Source organism: Streptomyces sp. NPDC020489 (assembly GCF_044386545.1).
GTDB lineage: Bacteria > Actinomycetota > Actinomycetes > Streptomycetales > Streptomycetaceae > Streptomyces.
The window spans coordinates 61575-82249 of the sequence record NZ_JBIRUZ010000020.1 but is presented as its reverse complement, the minus strand read 5'-3'; the positions used below and the strand labels follow the sequence as shown (position 1 = coordinate 82249).

The 20675-nt window shown below is 70.2% G+C and carries 19 protein-coding genes; 15 read left to right on the top strand and 4 right to left on the bottom strand.

Annotated features, from left to right (window positions below; all coding sequences use genetic code 11):
• The first annotated feature begins 94 nt into the window (after positions 1-94).
• Positions 95-355, top strand: a complete 261-nt coding sequence (locus ACH41F_RS37825; protein WP_391241703.1) for a DUF397 domain-containing protein — start codon at positions 95-97, stop codon at positions 353-355.
• A gap of 99 nt (positions 356-454) precedes the next feature.
• Here the strand turns inward: ACH41F_RS37825 and ACH41F_RS37820 are convergent, their stop codons facing one another.
• Positions 455-952 (bottom strand): ATP-binding protein, encoded by a 498-nt coding sequence (locus ACH41F_RS37820; RefSeq protein ID WP_391241700.1) that lies wholly within the window; start codon positions 950-952, stop codon positions 455-457.
• A gap of 333 nt (positions 953-1285) precedes the next feature.
• Between ACH41F_RS37820 and ACH41F_RS37815 the strand changes: the two genes are divergently transcribed.
• The 6 genes from ACH41F_RS37815 to ACH41F_RS37790 all read left to right on the top strand — a co-directional run bounded on the left by ACH41F_RS37815 (position 1286) and on the right by ACH41F_RS37790 (position 6978).
• Positions 1286-2110, top strand: coding sequence for a Scr1 family TA system antitoxin-like transcriptional regulator (locus tag ACH41F_RS37815; RefSeq protein WP_391241872.1), 825 nt, complete (start codon positions 1286-1288; stop codon positions 2108-2110).
• Positions 2111-2287: 177 nt separating this feature from the next.
• Positions 2288-3748 carry an aldehyde dehydrogenase family protein gene (locus ACH41F_RS37810; protein WP_391241697.1) on the top strand — a complete coding sequence of 487 codons (1461 nt, stop codon included), beginning with the start codon at positions 2288-2290 and terminating at the stop codon, positions 3746-3748.
• A 172-nt stretch (positions 3749-3920) separates the two neighbouring features.
• The gene (locus tag ACH41F_RS37805) at positions 3921-4469 is read left to right on the top strand and encodes a DinB family protein (protein ID WP_391241694.1); all 549 of its coding nucleotides are present in this window, start codon (positions 3921-3923) and stop codon (positions 4467-4469) included.
• Positions 4470-4494: 25 nt separating this feature from the next.
• Complete coding sequence (locus tag ACH41F_RS37800; protein WP_391241691.1) at positions 4495-5136, top strand: helix-turn-helix transcriptional regulator; 642 nt, start codon at positions 4495-4497, stop codon at positions 5134-5136.
• A 106-nt stretch (positions 5137-5242) separates the two neighbouring features.
• Positions 5243-6220, top strand: a complete 978-nt coding sequence (locus ACH41F_RS37795) for an ATP-binding cassette domain-containing protein (protein ID WP_391241688.1) — start codon at positions 5243-5245, stop codon at positions 6218-6220.
• Positions 6217-6978, top strand: a complete 762-nt coding sequence (locus ACH41F_RS37790; RefSeq protein ID WP_398839547.1) for an ABC transporter permease — start codon at positions 6217-6219, stop codon at positions 6976-6978. The genes ACH41F_RS37795 and ACH41F_RS37790 overlap by 4 nt, the downstream gene beginning before the upstream one ends.
• Positions 6979-7027: 49 nt before the next feature.
• Here the strand turns inward: ACH41F_RS37790 and ACH41F_RS37785 are convergent, their stop codons facing one another.
• Positions 7028-8428 (bottom strand): glutamate decarboxylase, encoded by a 1401-nt coding sequence (locus ACH41F_RS37785; protein ID WP_391241682.1) that lies wholly within the window; start codon positions 8426-8428, stop codon positions 7028-7030.
• A gap of 233 nt (positions 8429-8661) precedes the next feature.
• Here ACH41F_RS37785 and ACH41F_RS37780 point away from each other — a divergent pair, with 233 nt between their 5' ends.
• A complete protein-coding gene (locus ACH41F_RS37780; RefSeq protein WP_398839546.1) occupies positions 8662-9423 on the top strand; it encodes a MerR family transcriptional regulator in 762 nt (253 codons plus the stop codon).
• 220 nt (positions 9424-9643) lie between these two features.
• Positions 9644-10618, top strand: a complete 975-nt coding sequence (locus ACH41F_RS37775; protein ID WP_391241674.1) for a VTT domain-containing protein — start codon at positions 9644-9646, stop codon at positions 10616-10618.
• A 31-nt stretch (positions 10619-10649) separates the two neighbouring features.
• Here the strand turns inward: ACH41F_RS37775 and ACH41F_RS37770 are convergent, their stop codons facing one another.
• Complete coding sequence (locus tag ACH41F_RS37770) at positions 10650-12314, bottom strand: threonine/serine exporter family protein (RefSeq protein ID WP_391241672.1); 1665 nt, start codon at positions 12312-12314, stop codon at positions 10650-10652.
• Between the two features lie 110 nt (positions 12315-12424).
• Complete coding sequence (locus ACH41F_RS37765) at positions 12425-12916, bottom strand: inorganic diphosphatase (protein ID WP_030942583.1); 492 nt, start codon at positions 12914-12916, stop codon at positions 12425-12427.
• Between the two features lie 211 nt (positions 12917-13127).
• Between ACH41F_RS37765 and dacB the strand changes: the two genes are divergently transcribed.
• From dacB to folE, 6 genes are all read left to right on the top strand, one after another.
• The gene (gene dacB, locus ACH41F_RS37760) at positions 13128-14573 is read left to right on the top strand and encodes a D-alanyl-D-alanine carboxypeptidase/D-alanyl-D-alanine-endopeptidase (RefSeq protein ID WP_391241670.1); all 1446 of its coding nucleotides are present in this window, start codon (positions 13128-13130) and stop codon (positions 14571-14573) included.
• Between the two features lie 133 nt (positions 14574-14706).
• The gene (locus tag ACH41F_RS37755; RefSeq protein ID WP_391241668.1) at positions 14707-15831 is read left to right on the top strand and encodes a zinc-dependent metalloprotease; all 1125 of its coding nucleotides are present in this window, start codon (positions 14707-14709) and stop codon (positions 15829-15831) included.
• A 212-nt stretch (positions 15832-16043) separates the two neighbouring features.
• Positions 16044-17069 (top strand): tRNA lysidine(34) synthetase TilS, encoded by a 1026-nt coding sequence (tilS, locus tag ACH41F_RS37750; RefSeq protein ID WP_391241666.1) that lies wholly within the window; start codon positions 16044-16046, stop codon positions 17067-17069.
• A gap of 70 nt (positions 17070-17139) precedes the next feature.
• A complete protein-coding gene (gene hpt, locus ACH41F_RS37745; RefSeq protein WP_391241869.1) occupies positions 17140-17700 on the top strand; it encodes a hypoxanthine phosphoribosyltransferase in 561 nt (186 codons plus the stop codon).
• A 183-nt stretch (positions 17701-17883) separates the two neighbouring features.
• The gene (ftsH, locus tag ACH41F_RS37740) at positions 17884-19923 is read left to right on the top strand and encodes an ATP-dependent zinc metalloprotease FtsH (RefSeq protein ID WP_391241663.1); all 2040 of its coding nucleotides are present in this window, start codon (positions 17884-17886) and stop codon (positions 19921-19923) included.
• A gap of 118 nt (positions 19924-20041) precedes the next feature.
• Positions 20042-20647 carry a GTP cyclohydrolase I FolE gene (gene folE, locus ACH41F_RS37735; protein ID WP_398839545.1) on the top strand — a complete coding sequence of 202 codons (606 nt, stop codon included), beginning with the start codon at positions 20042-20044 and terminating at the stop codon, positions 20645-20647.
• Positions 20648-20675: the final 28 nt, after the last annotated feature.

Sequence of the window (20675 nt, the reverse complement as noted above, 5' to 3'; positions counted from 1 at the left end):
CTCATGCATCTGCACGTGAACAGAGCTATGATCCGGACCAGTTGACCATTGCATCAATGGCCCCCAAGGCCACCGCAGCACCGGGGAGCGACCTGTGGACCACGACGTGTACAACGGCATCGACGTGTACAACGGGATGGCGGCCGCGGACCTGGACGGGGTGGCCTGGCAGAAGAGCCGGCACAGCAACTCCCAGGGATCCTGCGTGGAGTTCGCGCGGCTGCCCGACGGGGGCGTCGCGATGCGCAACTCCCGCTTCCCGGACGGCCCGGCGCTCGTCTACACGCGCGCCGAGATCGAGGCGATGCTGCTCGGCGTCAAGGACGGCGAGTTCGACCACCTGGTCGTCGGCTGACGTCCGGGATCCCCTCCGATGGCGCCGGACTCGCGGCGTTCGTCCTCGCTTGCCCGATGACGCGCGTAGAACCGGGGCGCCGAAAAACGCCCCGGCGCCCTACTCGCCGGACGGCAGACGGAACAGCGCCCAGACGACCTTGCCGTTGAGCGAGCCCGCGAGCGGGTGCCAGCCCCAGCCGTCGGCGAAGGAGTCGACGAGGAACAGGCCGCGCCCGGACTCCGCCGAGCAGTCGTCCGAGTCGCGCGCGACGGGACTGTCGTGGCTGGGATCGCGCACCGCGCACACCAGCCGCTCGGTCCAGCGCATCAGATGCAGCCGCACTGGCGGGATCTGGTCGGGGGCGTGTCCGTTGCCCGTCGACAGACCGTGCCGCAGCGCGTTGGTGACCAGTTCGGAGACCACCAGGCAGACGTCGTCGAAACGGTCGCCTATGGTCCACTGGTCGAGCGTTCTGCGGGTGAACTGCCGTGCCTCGCGCACCGCTTCGTAGCGGGCGGGCAGAGCGCAGGAGGCGGCGTTGGACACGGCCGCGGGATCCAGCGGCGGAAGGCCCTGCCGTAACGGCTCGAGCATGGTCGATCCATTCGTCCCCATGCGAGGCACTCCCGGAGGTTCGCGGTCGTTGCGATGCAGCGGTTGCGCGGGACCATGGTTTCGGATGAGGAGTGCAGATGCAAGGTGCAGATGCACGTGCACGTGACCGAATTGGACGTTCCCGTACCGCTTGTTGGGCATTTTTTCCGCCAACTTCCTTACCTCTCTTGCCTTCTCCTCTCCTTGTGATGTGTGGAATCTTTGGCTTCTTTCCATCTCTGTAATCGGGCGAGTACAGCTCGAAGTGTTTTAGTGGCAGACTTCGGCTCCTGAAGACGGCTGGGGAGGCTGGCGAACGTGAGCGCGGGAGAGCCCGGATCGGTGGTGCGGCGCATGCTGCTCGGCTCGCAACTCAGGCGACTGCGTGAGGCGCGCGGAATCACCCGCGAGGCCGCGGGCTACTCGATCCGCGCCTCGGAGTCGAAGATCAGCCGGATGGAGCTGGGCCGGGTGAGCTTCAAGACCAGAGACGTCGAGGACCTCCTGACCCTGTACGGCATCACGGACGAGCAGGAGCGCGCCTCGCTGCTCGCCCTCGCCCGCGAGGCCAACGTCGCGGGCTGGTGGCACAGTTACTCCGACGTCCTGCCGAGCTGGTTCCCGACCTACGTCGGCCTGGAGGGCGCGGCCACCCTGATCCGGGTGTACGAGGTGCAGTTCGTGCACGGCCTGCTCCAGACCGAGGCGTACGCCCGCGCGGTGGTGCGGCGCGGCATGAAGGGCGCGAGCGAGGCCGACGTCGAGAAGCGGGTCGCGCTGCGGCTCGAACGGCAGAGGTACCTCGCCGACGCCGACGGTCCCGAGTTCCACATCGTCCTCGACGAGGCCGCGCTGCGCCGGCCCTACGGGGACCGCGAGGTGATGCGCGGCCAGCTCCAGCACCTGATCGAGGTCTCCGAGCGCCCCAACGTACGGCTTCAGGTCATGCCGTTCAGCTTCGGCGGGCACTCCGGCGAGTCCGGCGCCTTCACCATCCTGAGCTTCCCGGAGTCCGACCTGTCCGACGTGGTCTACCTGGAGCAGCTCACCAGTGCGCTGTATCTGGACAAGCAGGAGGACGTCGCCCAGTACGAGAAGGCGCTCAAGGAGCTCCAGCAGGACAGCCCGGGGCCGAGCGAGAGCCGGGACCTGCTGAGGGGCCTGCTCCAGCTCTCCTGAAGGGCTGCTCCAGCTCTCCTGAGGGGCCCGCTCCGGCTCCCCTGGGGCCTCGCGACGTCTCGCAGGGTTTTCCCCAGAACCTTGCTCTGCGTCCCCAACTCGCGTGCGGCACAAGTACGATGACGCGTGATCAGACCGTGACGTTGATCGTGCGTCTGCTAGCGATTTGGGGATCACATGTCGTCGTACTTCACTGACCTGGCCCAGCAGTACATCGACGGTGAGTGGCGCCCGGGTACCGGTTCCTGGGACATCATCGACTTCAACCCGTACGACGGGGAGAAGCTGGCGTCGATCACCATAGCCACGGTCGACGAGGTCGACGAGGCGTACCGGGCGGCCGCGCGGGCGCAGAAGGAGTGGGCCGAGACCAACCCCTACGCCCGCCGCGCGGTGTTCGAGAAGGCCCTGCGTCTGATCGACGAGCGCCAGCAGGAGATCACCGAGGTGATCATCGCCGAGCTCGGCGGCACGCTGGTCAAGGCCGGATTCGAACTGCACCTCGCCAAGGAGTTCCTGCGCGAGGCGATCCACCTCGCGCTGCGCCCCGAGGGCCGGATCATCCCCTCGCCGGTCGACGGCAAGGAGAACCGCGTCTACCGGGTGCCGGTGGGCGTGGTGGGCGTCATCAGCCCCTTCAACTTCCCCTTCCTACTGTCGATCAAGTCGGTGGCCCCGGCGCTGGCGCTCGGCAACGGCGTCGTGCTGAAGCCGCACCAGAACACCCCGATCACCGGCGGCACGCTGGTCGCGAAGCTCTTCGAGGACGCGGGCCTGCCCAAGGGCCTGCTCAACGTCGTCGTCACCGACATCGCGGAGATCGGTGACGCCTTCATCGAGCACCCGATCCCGAAGGTCATCTCCTTCACCGGCTCCGACAAGGTCGGCCGCCACGTCGCCACGGTCACCGCCTCGCACTTCAAGCGCTCCGTCCTCGAACTCGGCGGCAACAGCGCGATCGTGGTCCTCGACGACGCCGACATCGACTACGCCGTCGACGCCGCGGTCTTCAGCCGCTACGTCCACCAGGGCCAGGTCTGCATGGCCGCCAACCGGATCGTCGTGGACCGTTCGATCGCGGACGAGTTCACCGAGAAGTTCGTGGCCAAGGTGAGGTCCCTGAAGGTGGGCGACCCCAGCGACCCGCAGACGGTCATCGGCCCGGTCATCAACTCCTCGCAGGCGGACGCCCTTTCGGCCGTCGTCGAGCAGGCGGTCGCCGAGGGCGCCACGGCCCTGGTGCGCGGCGAGGCGAACGAGAACCTCGTCTCGCCGTCCGTGCTCACGGACCTCCCGGCCGACTCCGCCCTCCTGCGCCAGGAGGTCTTCGGCCCGGTCGCCTTCCTGATCCCGGTCGACGGCGAGGAGGAGGCGGTCCGTGTCGTCAACGACACCCCGTACGGCCTCAGCGGTGCCGTCCACACCGCGAACATCGAGCGCGGCGTCAACTTCGCCAAGCGCATCGACACCGGCATGTTCCACGTCAACGACGGCACCGTCCACGACGAGCCGATCGTCCCCTTCGGCGGCGAGAAGAGCTCCGGCGTCGGCCGCCTCAACGGCGACACCATGCTGGACTCCTTCACCACCCTGAAGTGGATCTCCGTCCAGCACGGCCGCAGCGGCTTCCCGTTCTGACCCGCCCGCCCACGAGGCCGGCGCCCGCCCCCAGGGGCCGCGGCGCCGGCCTCGCCGCTTCTCCGCACGCCTTCGGGTCCTCGGCCCGTTGCGGACAGAAGCTGACCGCAAGCCCCTCTACCTTCGTAGATGTCAGGCAAAGCCAGCTGATCCCGACGAAAGGCGGCCGGTCATGGTCACTCACGTGCGACCCGAGGCACACGGCGACGAGCGCGGCGCTCTGCTCTCCTTCCTGGAGGAGCAGCGCGGCGGCATCCGGCGGTCCCTGCTGGGGCTGACCGACGAACAGGCCGCCACCAGGCCCAGCGCGAGCGAGCTGTCCCTGTCGGGCCTGCTCAAGCACGTCGCCGAGACCGAGCAGGGCTGGATCGCGCGGGCCAGGGGCGAGGCCCCCGCGGTGAAGCGCGACGAGTCGAACTGGCACGAGTGCTTCACGCTGGTCGAGGGCGAGACCGTGGCGCAGCAGCTCGCGTACTGGGAGGAGGTCGCCGCCGAGACGGAGGCGTTCATCCGCGCGGTGCCGAGCCTCGACGACACCTTCCCGCTGCCGAACGACCCCTGGTTCCCGCCGGACGAGCGGGTCTCGATGCGCTGGCTGGTCCTCCACCTGATCCGCGAGACGGCCCGGCACGCAGGGCACGCCGACATCGTCCGTGAGTCCCTGGACGGGGCGACCGCCTTCGCGCTGGTCGCGCAGGAGCAGGGCGGCGACTGGGGGTGAGGCCGCGAGGCCTACCCTGGACGGCATGTCAGCGATCCGTCTCCTCGTGCTGGGCGCGGTGCGCCAGCACGGGCGGGCCCACGGCTACCAGGTGCGCAACGACCTGGAGTACTGGGGCGCGCACGAGTGGTCCAACGCCAAGCCCGGTTCGATCTACCACGCCCTGAAGCAGATGGCGAAGCAAGGGCTGCTGCTGGCGCACGAGATCGCGCCGTCCACCGCGGGCGGGCCGCCGCGCACGGAGTACGAGATCACCGAGGCCGGCACCGAGGAGTTCCTGCGGCTGCTGCGTGAGGCGCTGACCTCGTACGACCAGAAGACGGACATGAAGTCCGCGGCCATCGGCTTCATCGTCGACCTGCCGCGGGCCGAGGCGGTCGCCCTGCTCAAGGAGCGGATCCGGCGGATCCAGGAGTGGCGCTCGGCGGTCCTGGAGCACTACGTCCCCGAGCAGGGCCCGGAGCAGCTCGGCCACATCGGCGAGATCATGAACCTCTGGATCCACACGGCCGACGCGGAGGCCGAGTGGACCGAGGGGACGATCGCCCGGATCGAGGGCGGCGCCTACACCTTCGCGGGCGAGGGCGAGCCGTTCGTCGGCGTGCTCACCGACGACCAGGAGAACCCGTACGCGACGGGGGAGCGGCATCCGGAGGACGCCCGCTGACCCAGGGCCCCGGCTCACCGGGAACGGCACTATTCAAGTTTGACCAATTGAGGCTCGGGTATTAGCCTTCAGGTGGTAGTCAAGTTTGACTAGCAAGGGAGGGCAAGTGGCCGACGCGGCGATCATCGTCGAAAGGGCACGCAAGAGGTACGGCGGTACGGGAGGGAAGAACGCCCTGGACGGTCTCGACCTCCTGGTGGGGCGTGGGACGGTGCACGCGGTCCTGGGACCGAACGGCGCGGGCAAGACGACCCTGGTGCGCATCCTGGCCACCCTGCTGCGGCCGGACGCGGGCCGCATCGAGGTGGCGGGGTGCGACGTCGTACGGCAGGCCCGCGAGGTGCGCTTCCGCATCGGCCTGCTGGGCCAGCACGCGGCACTCGACGAGGAACTCGACGGCCGGCAGAACCTGGAGATGTTCGGTCGGCTCCACCACCTGGGCGCGCGCCGGGCACGCGCGCGTGCCGACGAACTCCTCGCGCGCTTCGACCTCACGGACACCGGCCGCAAGCAGGTCCGCTCCTACAGCGGAGGCATGCGCCGCCGCCTGGACCTCGCGGCCTCGCTGATCACCGAGCCGCAAGTGCTCTTCCTGGACGAACCGACCACGGGACTCGACCCGCGCGGCCGCGCCGAGGTGTGGTCCGCGGTCCGCTCCCTCGTCGGCGGCGGCACGACGGTGCTGCTCACCACGCAGTACCTGGAGGAGGCCGACCAGCTCGCCGACCGCATCTCGATCGTCGATGGCGGCCGGGTGATCGCCGACGGCACGGCGGACGAGCTGAAGGCCCTGACGGGCGGCGACCGGATCGACGTCGTCCTGCGGGACGCGGGCCAACTGGGCGCGGCGGTCGCCCTGTTGCCGCTCGGCGGGACGGGCGTCACGGTCGACACCGACCGGCGGCTGCTCAGCGCGCCGGTCACCGACCGGATGGCGGCGCTCTCCGGGGTCGTACGGGCCCTCGAAGAAGCCGGTGTCGAGGCGGAGGACGTGGCGCTGCGCCGGCCGACGCTGGACGAGGTGTTCCTGCACCTCACGGACGGGGACACGGGCGGGCACCGAGGCCTGAGGGAGGCCGTGTGAGTACGTACGCGCTGACCGATTCCTGGACCATGACCCGGCGCGAACTCGCCCACTGGGCGCGGCAGCCGGTGCGGATCGTGGTCGGTCTGGTCTTCCCCGTGATGTTGCTGGTGATGTTCGCCTATCTGGTCGGCGGCGGCCGGGGCGTGCGCGGTGACTACGTCGACTACCTGGTCCCCGGCATGCTCGCGCTCACCATGGCCTTCGGTCTGGAGGGCACGATGGTCGCGGTCACCCAGGACCTCGACAAGGGCGTGATCGACCGGTTCCGCTCGATGCCGATGGCCAGCGGGGCGGTGCTGGTGGGGCGTTCGGTGGCCGACATGCTCCAGTCGGCGCTGGGCCTCGCGGTGATGCTCGGCGCGGCCTCGGCGCTCGGCTGGCGCGCGCAGGGCGGGGTGGCGGGCTTCCTCGGTGCCGTCGGTCTGCTGCTGCTGTTCCGCTTCGCCATGCTCTGGATCGGCATCCACCTGGCGATGGTCGCCGGGAGGACCGAGATGGTGCAGGCCGTGCAGATCCTGGTCTGGCCGGTGGGCTTCCTCTCCAACGCCTTCGCGACGCCGGACTCCATGCCGGGCTGGCTGGGCGCGGTCGTGGAGTGGAACCCGATGTCCCAGACGGCCACGGCCGTACGGGACCTGTTCGCAAGTCCCGGCGGCGAACCCGGACACGTGTGGGCCGCGGTGGCGTGGCCGGTGGCGCTGGTGGCGGTCTTCTTCCCCCTGGCCGTGCGGAGGTTCGGGGCGTTGAGCAAGTAGGGGGATGGGGGCGGGGGGCTCGCGTCGGCCGACGGTTCACGGTGCTCGCTCAGTGATGGAAGCCCGTCGCCGCCCCCTTGTCCCGCGTCAGCGGATGCGGCTGGCGGCGCAGTTCCGGCAGGAGACGGCGCAGGTCCTCCAGGAACAGCTCGGCGAGGTCGGCCGTGAAGCCGTTGCGGCACACCACCCGCAGCACGGACAGGTCCTCGCGGTTCGGCGGGAAGGTGTACGCCGGCACCAGCCAGCCGCTCTCCCGCAGTCGCCGGGACACGTCGAAGACGTCGTACGCCTCGACGTCCGGACCGGTCGTGAAGGCGAAGACCGGCAGCTGGTCGCCGCGGGTCAGCAGCCGGAAGTCGCCGAGCGCCTCCACCTGTCCGGCGAGCCGCGTGGCCACGTCCCGGGTGGACTGCTGCACCGCCCGATAGCCCTCCCGGCCCAGCCGCAGGAAGGTGTAGTACTGCGCGACGACCTGGGCCCCGGGCCGGGAGAAGTTGAGGGCGAAGGTGGGCATGTCGCCGCCGAGGTAGTTCACCCGGAAGACGAGGTCCTCGGGCAGCGCCTCCTTGTCGCGCCACAGGGCCCAGCCGACGCCCGGGTAGACGAGCCCGTACTTGTGCCCGGAGGTGTTGATGGAGGCGACCCTCGGCAGCCGGAAGTCCCAGGACACGTCCTCGTCGAGGAAGGGGGCGACCATGCCCCCGGACGCGCCGTCGACGTGCACGGGGACGTCGAGGCCGGTGCGCTCGTGGAGGTCGTCGAGCGCGGCGCAGAGGTCGGCGATGGGCTCGTAGGAGCCGTCGAAGGTGGAGCCGAGGATGCCGACGACCCCGATGGTGTTCTCGTCGCACAGCGCGGCGGCGGCCTGCGGGTCGAGATGGAAGCGGTCACCCTCCATCGGGACCAGCCGGGGCTCCACCTCCCAGAAGTTGCAGAACTTGTCCCAGCACACCTGGACGTTGACGCCCATCACGAGGTTCGGCCGGGCCCCGGGCTTCGGGTCCCGCCTGCTCCACCGCCGTTTGAGGGCCATCCCGGCGAGCATGCAGGCCTCACTCGACCCGGTCGTCGAACAGCCCACGGCGGCCGACGGGTCGGGCGCGTGCCACAGGTCCGCGAGCATCGCCACACAGCGCCGCTCCAACTCGGCGGTGCGCGGGTACTCGTCCTTGTCGATCATGTTCTTGTCCCGGCACTCGCCCATCAGGACCCCGGCCTGCGGCTCCATCCAGGTGGTGACGAAGGTGGCGAGGTTGAGCCGGGAGTTGCCGTCCAGCATCAGTTCGTCGTGGACGACCTGGTAGGCCGTGGCGGGCGGCAGGGGCGCGTCCGGAAGCCGGTGCTTGGGCGGGGCCTCGGACATGCCGGCGACCGGGTCGGCCTCCCCGTAGAAGGGATTGACGGACAGCGGACGCTCGTCGGGCCTCTCGGGGCCTTGATGGAGCGGCATCGATCGACTCCTTGGGGGTGGGATTCGGCGGACCGGGCTGCCGTGGGGAGAGGCTGGGGCGGTGGGCGCCCGCTGTGCGGTGTCCTGGACCACGGGGTCACGATAAGCGGACAAAACGGGCGGGACATCCGGAGGGAGCGGCCACCCCCTGGCCCCGGGGACGGAAACCGGCTTGCACCTCACGTGGCGTGAGGGAGCAGCGTGGAGGGCGTACCGAGAAGGGAGCGGACGAAGTGAGCTACACCGTGGGACAGGTCGCCGGTTTCGCCGGAGTGACGGTGCGCACGCTGCACCACTACGACGACATCGGACTGCTCGTACCCGGCGAGCGCAGCCACGCGGGCCACCGGCGTTACAACGACGCCGACCTCGACCGGCTCCAGCAGATCCTGTTCTACCGCGAGCTCGGCTTCCCGCTCGAGGAGGTCGCCGCCCTGCTCGACGACCCGGAGACGGACCCGCGCGCGCACCTGCGCCGCCAGCACGAGTTGCTGACCGCCCGGATCGAGAAGCTGCGGAAGATGGCGGCGGCCGTGGAGCAGGCCATGGAGGCACGGAAGATGGGCATCAACCTCACCCCCGAGGAGCGGTTCGAGGTCTTCGGCGACAAGGACCCCGAGCAGTACGCCGAGGAGGCGGAGCAGCGCTGGGGCGGCACGGAGGCGTACGCCGAGTCGCAGCGCCGCGCGGCGCGCTACACCAAGGACGACTGGAAACGCATGCAGGCCGAGGTGGCCGCCTGGAGCGAGCGCTACGGCGCGCTGATGGCGGCCGGCGAACCGCCGACCTCCGAGGCGGCCATGGACATGGCCGAGGAGCACCGGCAGCACATCTGCGGCTGGTTCTACGAGTGCCCGTACGACATGCACCGGTGCCTCGGTGAGATGTACGTGTCCGACGAGCGCTTCAAGGCGTTCTACGACTCCATGCGCCCCGGTCTGGCCCAGCACCTGCGGGCCGCGATCGACGCGAACGCGGCCCGGCACACCTCCTGAGATCCCGGCCCGGGAGCAGCCCCGGGGGAGGGCCCGCTCCCGGGCCGGGTCACGGCCGTCCGGTAGGCGCACACCCGATCACCGACCGCCTCACAGCTTTGCCCCCGCGAGGGCACAGGGCATCCTGGGAGACCGCATGGAACCTGGGCCATGACGGCTGCGTTGATACGTTGGGGCAGCCCGTCCCAGCCCGTCCCCCACAACCAGGAGCCACAGACCCGTGACCACGCTCGCGCTCGCCCCCGAGTGGCTCAGTCCGAACTATCTGATCGAGACGTTCAGCCTGCCCGGCATCCTGCTGATCGTCTTCGCGGAATCGGGTCTGTTCGCGTTCCTGCCCGGCGACTCCCTGCTGTTCACGGCGGGTCTCTTCGTGGCGCAGGGCGAGTTCATCAGCCAGCCCCTGTGGCTGGTCTGCTTCCTGATCGTGCTGGCGGCCGTCCTCGGTGACCAGGTCGGCTACATGATCGGCAAGTTCCTCGGCCCCAGGCTCTTCAACCGGCCCAACTCCAGGCTGTTCAAGCAGGAGAACCTGGACAAGGCCCATGAGTTCATGGAGAAGTTCGGCCCCAAGGCGATCGTCCTGGCCCGCTTCGTGCCGATCGTGCGCACCTTCGCCCCCATCGTGGCGGGCGCCGGCCGTATGAAGTACCGCACGTTCCTCACGTACAACGTCATCGGTGGCGTCGCCTGGGGCACCGGCGTCACCCTGGCGGGGTACTGGCTCGGTCAGATCGACGTCATCCACCAGAACGTCGAGGCGATCCTCGTCCTCATCGTCCTCGTCTCGGTCGTCCCGATCATCATCGAGTACCTCCGCGAGCGCTCCAAGAAGAAGAAGGCGCAAGCCGAGACCCCGGCCGCCCCCCAGGCCTACCAGCCCCCGCCCATGGACGACGCGACGACCCAGCTCCGCCGCATCCCCTCGAACGACCAGCCGCCGTACCAGCAGCAGTACGGCAACCAGAACAACCAGGGCCAGGGACACGGCCAGGGACACGGCCAGGGGCACGGGCAGGGGCAGGGGCAGGGCGAGGATCAGCAGCAGTACGGCTACGACCAGTACTACGCCCCCCAGCCCCAGCCGCAGCAGCAACAGCCGTACGCCCAGCAGTACCCGCAGGGCTACGCCGAGCAGTACCCCCAGGGCTACGGCCGGCAGAACCAGCAGTACCCGCCTGACCAGGGCTACTGACAGCCGCTCGGCTTGCGGGCGCCCGGCGTCCTCAGAAGCCCCGCGTCCGCTTCGCCGCCCGGCGCCCGGCGGCGGAGCCACCCGGGATCCTCAGGAACAGCCGGGAGATCTCCGACCCCAGGTTCACCCCGATCGCGATGGCCATGGCCAGGGACGCCGCCGTGGCCAACGACACCAGCCCCTTGTCCACGTCGTTCTGCGCGATGGACAACAGCCCGAAGTACGTGGCCGAACCCGGCAGCAGGGGCCCGATCGCGGCGGTCGTGTACGGCAGCGCGGAGGCGAACCGGTACCGGGACAGCAGCTGCCCGAACAGCCCCACCAGCCCGGCCGCCACCGCGGTGGAGGCGACCGGTGAGATGTCGCCGACGTAGTACATCGCGCCGTACACCGACCACGCGACGCCGCCGTTCAGGGTGACCGCCAGCACCGTCGACCGCTCCTGCTGCAACAGCACCGCGAAGGTCAGCGACAGCAGCATCGACGCGCCGATCTGCCACAGCGGCCGCTCCTCGATGGTCAGCACGACGTCGGGGTTCAGCTCGGCGCCGAGGCTCACGCCGAAGTACAGGACGATCAGCACGCCCGTGACGATGCCGACGAAGAAGTACATGACCTCCAGCAGCCGTGCCGAGGCGGTGATGTAGAAGCCGGTCAGGCCGTCCTGCACACCCGCCACCAGCGCCCGTCCGGGCAGCAGCGCGAACAGCCCACCGGTGATGACCGCCGAGGCCTTCACGTCGACCCCGGCCACCGTCAGCGCGACGCCTATCGCGGCCGGCGGCATCGCGGCGACCGTGAACTGGTAGAACTCCGGCAGCCCGCGGCCCGCGCACAGCCAGGCCAGCCGGTCGCCGAGCATCGCGCCCAGCGCGGCCGCGACGAACACGATCAGATCACCGCCGACCAGCACCGAGGCCGCGCCGGCGAGCAGCCCGCTCGCCCCGGTCAGCACCCAGCCGGGATACGGATGCCGGTTGCGGCGGATCTCGGCGAGCCGCCGGTAGGCCTCCTCCAGCGAGATCGCCGTCTCCGGGTCGCTGAGGTCGTCCACCAGCTGGAACACGGCCGCGAGCCGCGTGTAGTCGGTGCCGCGCCGCCGTACCGTGCGGGAGGCCGTCACCGGGTCGTCCACCAGCGACGGCTGGTAGGAGATCGACAGCAGCGTGAAGGTGACGTTCGGCTCGCAGCGGTCCAGGCCGTAGGAGCGGCACACGGCGAACATCGCCGCCTCCACGTCCTCGGCGCCCTCGCCGCCCGCGAGCAGCAGCTCACCGATACGCAGCGTCAGGTCGAGCACGCGCGGGACGGCGGGCCCCTCGCCCTCCGCCTTGTGCGACAGCTCCGGCGCGGGCCGCTCGGTCACCGGCATCCGCAGCATCGTGCGCATCCGGTCCTGCCAGGGCACGTCCTTGGTCAGGCTGAGCACGGGTACGCCGGTCGCCGGGGTGAACGCGGGCGCCTGCTTGGCGCTGTAGGTGCGCGGCGGACTGAACGCGGACCCCTCGGTCTCCGCCGAGGCCACCGGCGGGACGTCCAGCCCGTCCGGGAGGGCGAACTCGCTCGTCGTCTCCGGTTCCGCGCCCGCTCTGGGCACGGCGAGCCCCTGCGGGATCGCGAACTCGGACGTGATCTCGGGGTCGTAGACACTCCTCGCCTCGTCCGATTGCGGTTTGCGGTCCTCCGCTTCCGTCACGCACAGCTCCCGTTGACGCACCTCCGGTTCGCACCAGTATGCGCACAGACGCACCACGGGCCGCACGCGTGTGCGTGCGGCCCGTGGTCCCTCAGCAGTCGGCAGCTACCTCAGTGGCCGCCGGACTCCTTGAAGCGCTTGTACGAACGCTCGATCTCGATCTCGGCGTCCACGCGCCCGACCCAGTTCGCGCCCTCGACCGACTTGCCGGGCTCCAGGTCCTTGTAGACCTCGAAGAAGTGCTGGATCTCCAGGCGGTCGAACTCCGAGACGTGGTGAATGTCACGGAGGTGCTCCACCCGCGGGTCCGTCGCCGGGACGCACAGCAGCTTGTCGTCGCCGCCCGCCTCGTCCGTCATCCGGAACATGCCGATCGCGCGGCACTTGATGAGACAGCCCGGGAACGTCGGCTCGTCAAGAATGACCAGCGCGTCCAGCGGGTCGCCGTCCTCGCCGAGGGTGTTCTCGACGAATCCGTAGTCGGTCGGGTAGGCGGTCGAGGTGAAGAGTCGACGGTCCAGGCGGATCCGACCGGTCTCGTGGTCCACCTCGTACTTGTTCCGCGAACCCTTCGGGATCTCGATCGTGACGTCGAACTCCACCGGTGGCTCCTCCATGATCAGCACATAGTTCTGGTGGTTAAGTGTCCCTCACGCCGGTGTGTGATCGCGAAAGGGGCTGGTGGTCGTGCCTGAACTGAGGCCTTGGCGGGCCGCGAGACCGCATGTGGCGCGGGTCGCGAACGCCGTACGCCCCCGTCTCGCACGGGTCGCGACGGCCGCGAAGCCACGGGTCGGGCAACTCGGCCGAGCCATGTCAGCGCAGGTCACGAGGCCGAGGACCTGGCAGTACACGGCCGGAGCCGCCACCGCCGGACTGGCACTGACCGCCGTCGCGGTGACCGTCGCCGGGCCCTGGGACTCCTCGGGTCAGCGTACGGCCGAGCGGGACCGGGCCGCCGCGCTCGGACTCACGGGTGGCGCAGATCACGGTCGCGGTTCCGGGACGGCACAGGCGGGGCCCGAGCCCGCGCCGAGCGCCGCCTCCGTCCTCGCCGGCCTCGGCGGCGTCGGCAGCACCGTGAAGTCGGCACCGAACGGACCGGCCTTCGCCGACGTCCTCGGCCCGCTCCTGAAGGACGCCGCGCTCGGCGGCAGCCGCTCGGGCGCGGTCGTCGACGTCGCCACCGGCAAGAGCCTCTACGGCTCCCACGCCGACCGCGCCCTCACCCCCGCCTCGACGACGAAGATCGCCACCGCGGTCGCCGCCCTGCACGCGATGGGCGCCGACCACCGCCTCACCACCCGCACGGCCCTGGAACCCGGCACCAAGGAGCTCGTCCTCGTCGGCGGCGGCGACCCCACGCTCACCGCCCGCAAGGACGCCGACGGCCTGGCGAGCCTGCGCGACCTCGCCGCCCGGACCGCCACCGCCCTGAAGAAGGACGGCGTACGGCAGGTCACGCTCTCGTACGACACGACCCTGTACGCCGGCTCCGCGCTGCACCCGATCGGCAAGGACGCCAACCTCGCCCCGGTGAGCGCCCTCATGGCCGACGAGGGCCGCACCGACGACTCCACCAGCGGCACCGCCGTCCGCGTGGACGACCCGGCCCTGGACGCGACCCGCAAGTTCGCCGGGTTCCTCGAGGACAAGGGTGTCAAAACCACCTCCCCCGGACCCTCCAAGGCGACCGACCGGGCCGAGACGCTGGCCGAGGTCTCCTCGCCGCCCCTGTCCGCTCTGGTCGAGCGCATGCTGACCAACAGCGACAACGACCTCGCGGAGGCCCTCGCCCGCCAGACGGCCGTCGCGACGAAGGTGCGCGCCGACTTCGCGGGCGGCGGCCAGGCGATCCGCGCGCAGCTGGAGAAGCTCCGACTCCCGGTCGACGGCGTCACGTTCAAGGACGGCAGCGGCCTGAACCGCGAGGACCGGCTGACCGCGCACCTCCTGACGGCCCTGCTGGTGAAGGCCGGTGACCCGGCCCACCCCGAACTGCGTCCCGTCCTCACCGGCCTGCCCGTCGCGGGCTTCACCGGCACCCTGGCCACCCGCTACGCCGACGGCGCGGCCGGCGTCGTACGGGCGAAGACGGGCACGCTGACCGGCGTGAACGCCCTGGCGGGCACGGTCGTCGACCAGGAGGGCCGGCTGCTGGCGTTCGCGTTCCTCGCGTCGGACACCACGAGCAAGGAAGCGGCCCAGTCGGCGCTCGACCGCACGGCCACCGCTCTGGCGGCATGCGGCTGCGGTTGACCGGCGGGGGCGCGTGACCGGGGCGCCGACACCGCCGCGAGCGCGGGGGTCCCGGGGGACCCCACGGCCGGTGGCGGCCGCAACCGCCCGCCGCGGCCTGCCCCAAGCGGGGACGCTCACGTACGGTTGACGCATGACGAGCATCGGTGGTGCCGAGATGGTCGACTGGAATCTCGCGGTGGCGACCGCGACCCGGCTCGTGCGGCCGGGGCCGGAGGTGAGCCGCGACGAGGCCCGGGCTGTCGTCGCCGAGCTGCGCCGGCACGCCAAGGCCTCGGAGGAACACGTCCGCGGATTCACCCGAATGGGTACCGAGGAGACCCACGACACCCCGCTCCTCGTCGTGGACCGCGCGGGCTGGATCAAGGCGAACGTCGCCGGCTTCCGGGAGCTGCTGAAGCCGCTGCTGGAGAAGATGCAGGAACGTCGCGGCGGCTCGCCGGGCGGCGCGGTCCTCGGCGCCGTAGGCGGCAAGGTGACCGGCGTCGAACTCGGCATGCTGCTGTCCTTCCTGTCCTCCCGCGTCCTCGGCCAGTACGAGACCTTCGCCCCGGCCACCCGGGAGCTGCCCGCCGGCGCCAACGGCGGCGGCCGACTGCTGCTGGTCGCGCCGAACATCGTGCACGTGGAGCGCGAACTCGACGTCCAGCCCCACGACTTCCGCCTGTGGGTGACCCTGCACGAGGAGACCCACCGCACGCAGTTCACCGCCGTGCCCTGGCTGCGCGACCACCTCGAGGGCGAGATCCAGTCGTTCCTGGGAGAGACCGAGGTCGACCCCATGACCGTCCTGGAACGCATCCGGGAGGCGGCCCAGTCCCTCGCCGGCGGACGTCCCGAGGGCGAGGAGGACGACGGCGGCCGCTCGTTCGTGGAGATCGTGCAGACGCCCGCCCAGCGGGAGATCCTCGGCCGGCTCACCGCCGTGATGTCCCTCCTGGAGGGCCATGCCGACTTCGTGATGGACGGCGTGGGCCCGGAGGTCGTGCCGACCGTCCAGGAGATCCGCGAGAAGTTCCAGCAGCGCCGCGCCAAGGGCGCCTCCCGGCTCGACATGGCCCTGCGCAAGCTGCTGGGCCTGGACGCCAAGCTCCGGCAGTACCGCGACGGCGAGCGCTTCGTGCGGGCCGTCGTCAACGAGGTCGGCATGGACGGCTTCAACCGCGTGTGGACCTCCCCCAACACCCTCCCGACCAAGTCGGAGATCGCCAAACCGGCGGACTGGATCACCCGCGTGCACCGCAAGGCGGAGTCGTGAACCCGGGAGCCGGGGCGTGAACCCCGCACGAAGGTCGTGAAGGAAATCCGGTCGACGGCAGGCGAACGCCCCTTCAATCACCCGTCCGAGGGACCGTGAGCCCTGGGTAGGCGTGCAATGCTCGGGGAACGGCCCGGTTCTGTCACCATCTACACACTCTGAGTGACCGAACCTCGGGCTCACCCCCGAAAACTTCATGAAGGGAACCGGACATGGGTCCCCATCCTGCGGTCGCGGCGATACGCCTGGCGGTCCGCCGCGTCCTCCACGACATCCTCAACGACCACAGCCGTACCCCCGGCGACACCCCGCACGAGCGCCCGCCGTCCCCGCTCGTGCTCGTGGCGTGCTCCGGCGGCGCCGACTCCATGGCACTCGCCTCCGCCCTCGCCTTCGAGGCCCCCAAGCTCGGCATCCGCGCCGGCGGCGTCACCGTCGACCACGGCCTCCAGCCCGGCTCCGACCTGCGCGCCGACGAGGTCGCCCTGCGCCTGCGCGAACTGGGCCTCGACCCGGTCGAGTCCGTCGCCGTCACCGTCGGCCGCGAGGGCGGGCCCGAAGCCGCCGCCCGCGACGCCCGCTACGCCGCCCTGGACGCCGCCGCCGCCCGCCACGGCGCCGCCGCCGTCCTCCTCGGCCACACCCGCGACGACCAGGCCGAAACCGTCCTGCTCGGCCTCGCCCGCGGCTCCGGCATCCGCTCCCTGTCCGGGATGGCCGCGGTCTCGGGGGCCGACGGCCGTTACCGACGTCCCTTCCTCCAGCTCGACCGGCAGACCGCCCGCAAGGCCTGCATGGTCCAGTCGCTCCCGGTGTGGGACGACCCGCACAACGCCGACCCGGCGTACACGCGCTCCCGGCTGCGCCACGAAGGCCTGCCCGCCCTGGAGAAGGCCCTCGGCAAGGGCGTCGTCGAGGCACTCGCCCGTACGGCCCAGCTCTCCCGCGACGACGCCGACGCCCTCGACGCCTGGGCCGGCCAGGCCGAGGCCGCCGTACGGGACGCCACCGGCCTGCTGGAGTGCGCCAAGCTCTACGCCCTGCCGCCCGCCGTACGCCGCCGTGTCCTGCGTCGCGCCGCCATCGAGGCAGGCGCCCCCGCCGGTTCGCTCTTCGCCCGGCACATCGAGGAGATCGACCGGCTGATCACCGGCTGGCGCGGCCAGGGGGCCATCAATCTCCCGGGCAAGGTCGTCGCCCAGCGTCAGGGTGGCAGACTGGTGATTCGGCAAGGCTGAATCCTTACGCCCCGCTCGGGGCGGAACGCCTCCTCGCGGGGGCGGACAGCCGGTGGGACGACCGAAAGTGATGCGGGTGGACGCGAAAGACATGGGTGCCGACCTCAAAGAGGTACTCATCACCAAGGAAGAGATCGACGCGAAGCTCGTGGAGCTCGCCGCGAAGATCGACGCGGAGTACGCGGGCAAGGACCTGCTCATCGTCGGTGTCCTCAAGGGCGCGGTGATGGTCATGGCCGACCTCGCGCGGGCGCTGTCCACCCCCGTCACCATGGACTGGATGGCCGTGTCGTCGTACGGCGCGGGCACCCAGTCCTCCGGTGTCGTCCGGATCCTCAAGGATCTCGACACCGACATCAAGGGCAAGCACGTCCTGATCGTCGAGGACATCATCGACTCCGGGCTGACCCTGTCGTGGCTGCTGTCGAACCTCGGCTCGCGCGAGCCGGAGACCCTCAAGGTGTGCACCCTGCTGCGCAAGCCGGACGCCGCCAAGGTCGCCATCGACGTCGAGTGGGTCGGCTTCGACATCCCCAACGAGTTCGTCGTGGGCTACGGCCTCGACTTCGCCGAGAAGTACCGCAACCTCCCGTTCGTCGGTACGCTCGCGCCCCACGTCTACGGCGGCTGACCCGAAGGGCCCAGCCTCCTCGGAAGATCGGGAACCCCGGCGGGCCCCACGCCGTTGGAGCATGCAGACGGGTTCGTCAGCCGTCCCGTGCGGCTTCGGGCGACAAAGCTGGGGTACCGTCAGAAGAACTGTCTTATCAAACTCACTATGGCAGGAGGGACGGGGCGACACCGCTCCGTGTGGATGGACGTGAAGCGATACTTCCGTGGGCCGGTCATGTGGATCGTGCTGGCCGTCCTTGCCGTGGTCGTGTTGATGCAGGTCGTCGGCTCGTCCGGCGGCTACAAGACGGTGGACACCGGCCAGGTCGTCCAGGCGATCAATGAGAACAAGGTCGAACAGGCCAAGCTGACCACCGGCGACGAGCAGACCATCAAGGTCCAGCTCAAGGACGGCGAAAAGGTCGAGGGCAGCTCCAAGATCCAGGCGAGCTACATCGGCGACCAGGGCGTCGACATCGCCAACACCCTGCAGGGCAAGTACCAGCAGAAGCAGATCCCCGACGGCTACACCGTCTCGCCGACGAAGCAGAACGCCTTCGTCGGGATCCTGCTCTCCCTGCTCCCCTTCGTCCTCATCGTGGTTGTCTTCCTGTTCCTGATGAACCAGATGCAGGGCGGCGGCTCCCGAGTCATGAACTTCGGGAAGTCCAAGGCCAAGCTCATCACCAAGGACACCCCCAAGACGACGTTCGCCGACGTCGCGGGGTCCGACGAGGCCGTCGAGGAGCTCCACGAGATCAAGGAGTTCCTCCAGGAGCCGGCGAAGTTCCAGGCCGTCGGTGCCAAGATTCCCAAGGGCGTACTGCTGTACGGCCCTCCCGGTACCGGCAAGACCCTGCTCGCGCGTGCCGTCGCGGGCGAGGCCGGGGTGCCGTTCTACTCGATCTCCGGTTCCGACTTCGTCGAGATGTTCGTCGGTGTCGGTGCCTCCCGAGTCCGTGACCTGTTCGAGCAGGCCAAGGCGAACGCCCCGGCGATCGTCTTCGTCGACGAGATCGACGCGGTCGGCCGCCATCGCGGCGCCGGCCTCGGCGGTGGTCACGACGAGCGCGAGCAGACCCTGAACCAGCTGCTCGTCGAGATGGACGGCTTCGACGTGAAGGGCGGCGTCATCCTGATCGCCGCCACGAACCGGCCCGACATCCTCGACCCGGCACTGCTGCGCCCCGGCCGCTTCGACCGCCAGATCGCGGTCGACCGCCCGGACATGCAGGGCCGTCTGGAGATCCTCAAGGTTCACCAGAAGGGCAAGCCGGTCGCGCCGGACGTCGACCTCTCGGCGGTCGCCCGCCGGACGCCGGGCTTCACCGGCGCGGACCTGAGCAACGTCCTCAACGAGGCCGCGCTGCTCACCGCCCGCTCCAACAAGAAGCTCATCGACAACCACATGCTCGACGAGGCCATCGACCGCGTCGTGGCGGGCCCGCAGAAGCGGACCCGGATCATGTCGGACAAGGAGAAGAAGATCACCGCGTACCACGAGGGCGGACACGCCCTGGTCGCGGCGGCCTCCCCCAACTCCGACCCCGTCCACAAGATCACCATCCTGTCCCGCGGCCGTGCCCTGGGCTACACGATGGTGCTCCCGGACGAGGACAAGTACTCGACCACGCGTAACGAGATGCTCGACCAGCTCGCCTACATGCTGGGCGGCCGGGCGGCCGAGGAACTGGTCTTCCACGACCCGACCACGGGCGCCGCGAACGACATCGAGAAGGCCACGGCGACGGCCCGCGCGATGGTCACGCAGTACGGCATGACCGAGCGACTCGGCGCCATCAAGTTCGGCGGCGACAACACCGAGCCGTTCCTCGGACGTGAGATGGCTCACCAGCGCGACTACTCGGAAGAGGTCGCCGCGCTGGTGGACGAGGAAGTCAAGAAGCTCATCGAGAACGCGCACAACGAGGCCTGGGAGATCCTGGTCGAGAACCGCGACGTCCTCGACAACCTCGTCCTTCAGCTGCTGGAGAAGGAGACGCTGGGCAAGGAGGAGATCGCCGAGATCTTCGCCCCCATCGTCCGGCGCCCCCCGCGCCCGGCCTGGACCGGCTCCTCCCGCCGTACGCCGTCCACCCGTCCGCCGGTGCTCTCCCCCAAGGAGCTCGCACTGACGAACGGCGCCAACGGCGCGACGCCGGCGATCACGACGGCGAAGTCCACGGTGACGGACGCGGCCCCCGTGGCCGAGCCCGCCCCCGAGGACCGTCCGGAGAGCTGACACTCCGACCCCGGTGACCTCACCGGCCCGGAATGGATGCCGCGCCCCCCAGGATCTAGCCTGGGGGGCGCGGTGCTTTTCGGCCGTATCGGCAGGTACACCCAGGAACGAGGCAGAGATGACCGACCCCGTGACGCTGGCCGGCGAGGGCTCGATCGGAGAGTTCGACGAGAAACGCGCCGAGAACGCCGTGCGTGAGCTGCTGATAGCCGTGGGGGAGGACCCTGACCGGGAGGGGCTGCGGGAGACGCCGGCGCGGGTGGCCCGGGCGTACCGGGAACTCCTGGCGGGGCTGCGGCAGGAGCCCGAGGACGTCCTGACGACGACGTTCGACCTGGGGCACGACGAGATGGTCCTGGTGAAGGACATCGCGATCGTCAGCCTGTGCGAGCACCATCTTCTGCCGTTCCACGGTGTCGCTCACGTCGGGTACATCCCGGCGGAGACCGGCAAGATCACGGGCCTGTCGAAGCTGGCGCGCCTGGTGGAGGTGTTCGCTCGGCGGCCGCAGGTGCAGGAACGACTCACCACGCAGATCGCCGACTCGCTCATGCGGATCCTCGAGGCGCGTGGCGCGATCGTCGTGATCGAGGCCGAGCACATGTGCATGTCGGTGCGCGGCATTCGCAAGCCCGGCGCCAAGACCACCACCTCGGCGGTGCGGGGGCAGCTTCGGGACGCCACGACGCGATCCGAGGCGATGAGCCTCATACTGGCGCGCTGACCCGAGGGCCAGGGGGCCCCGGTGGGCC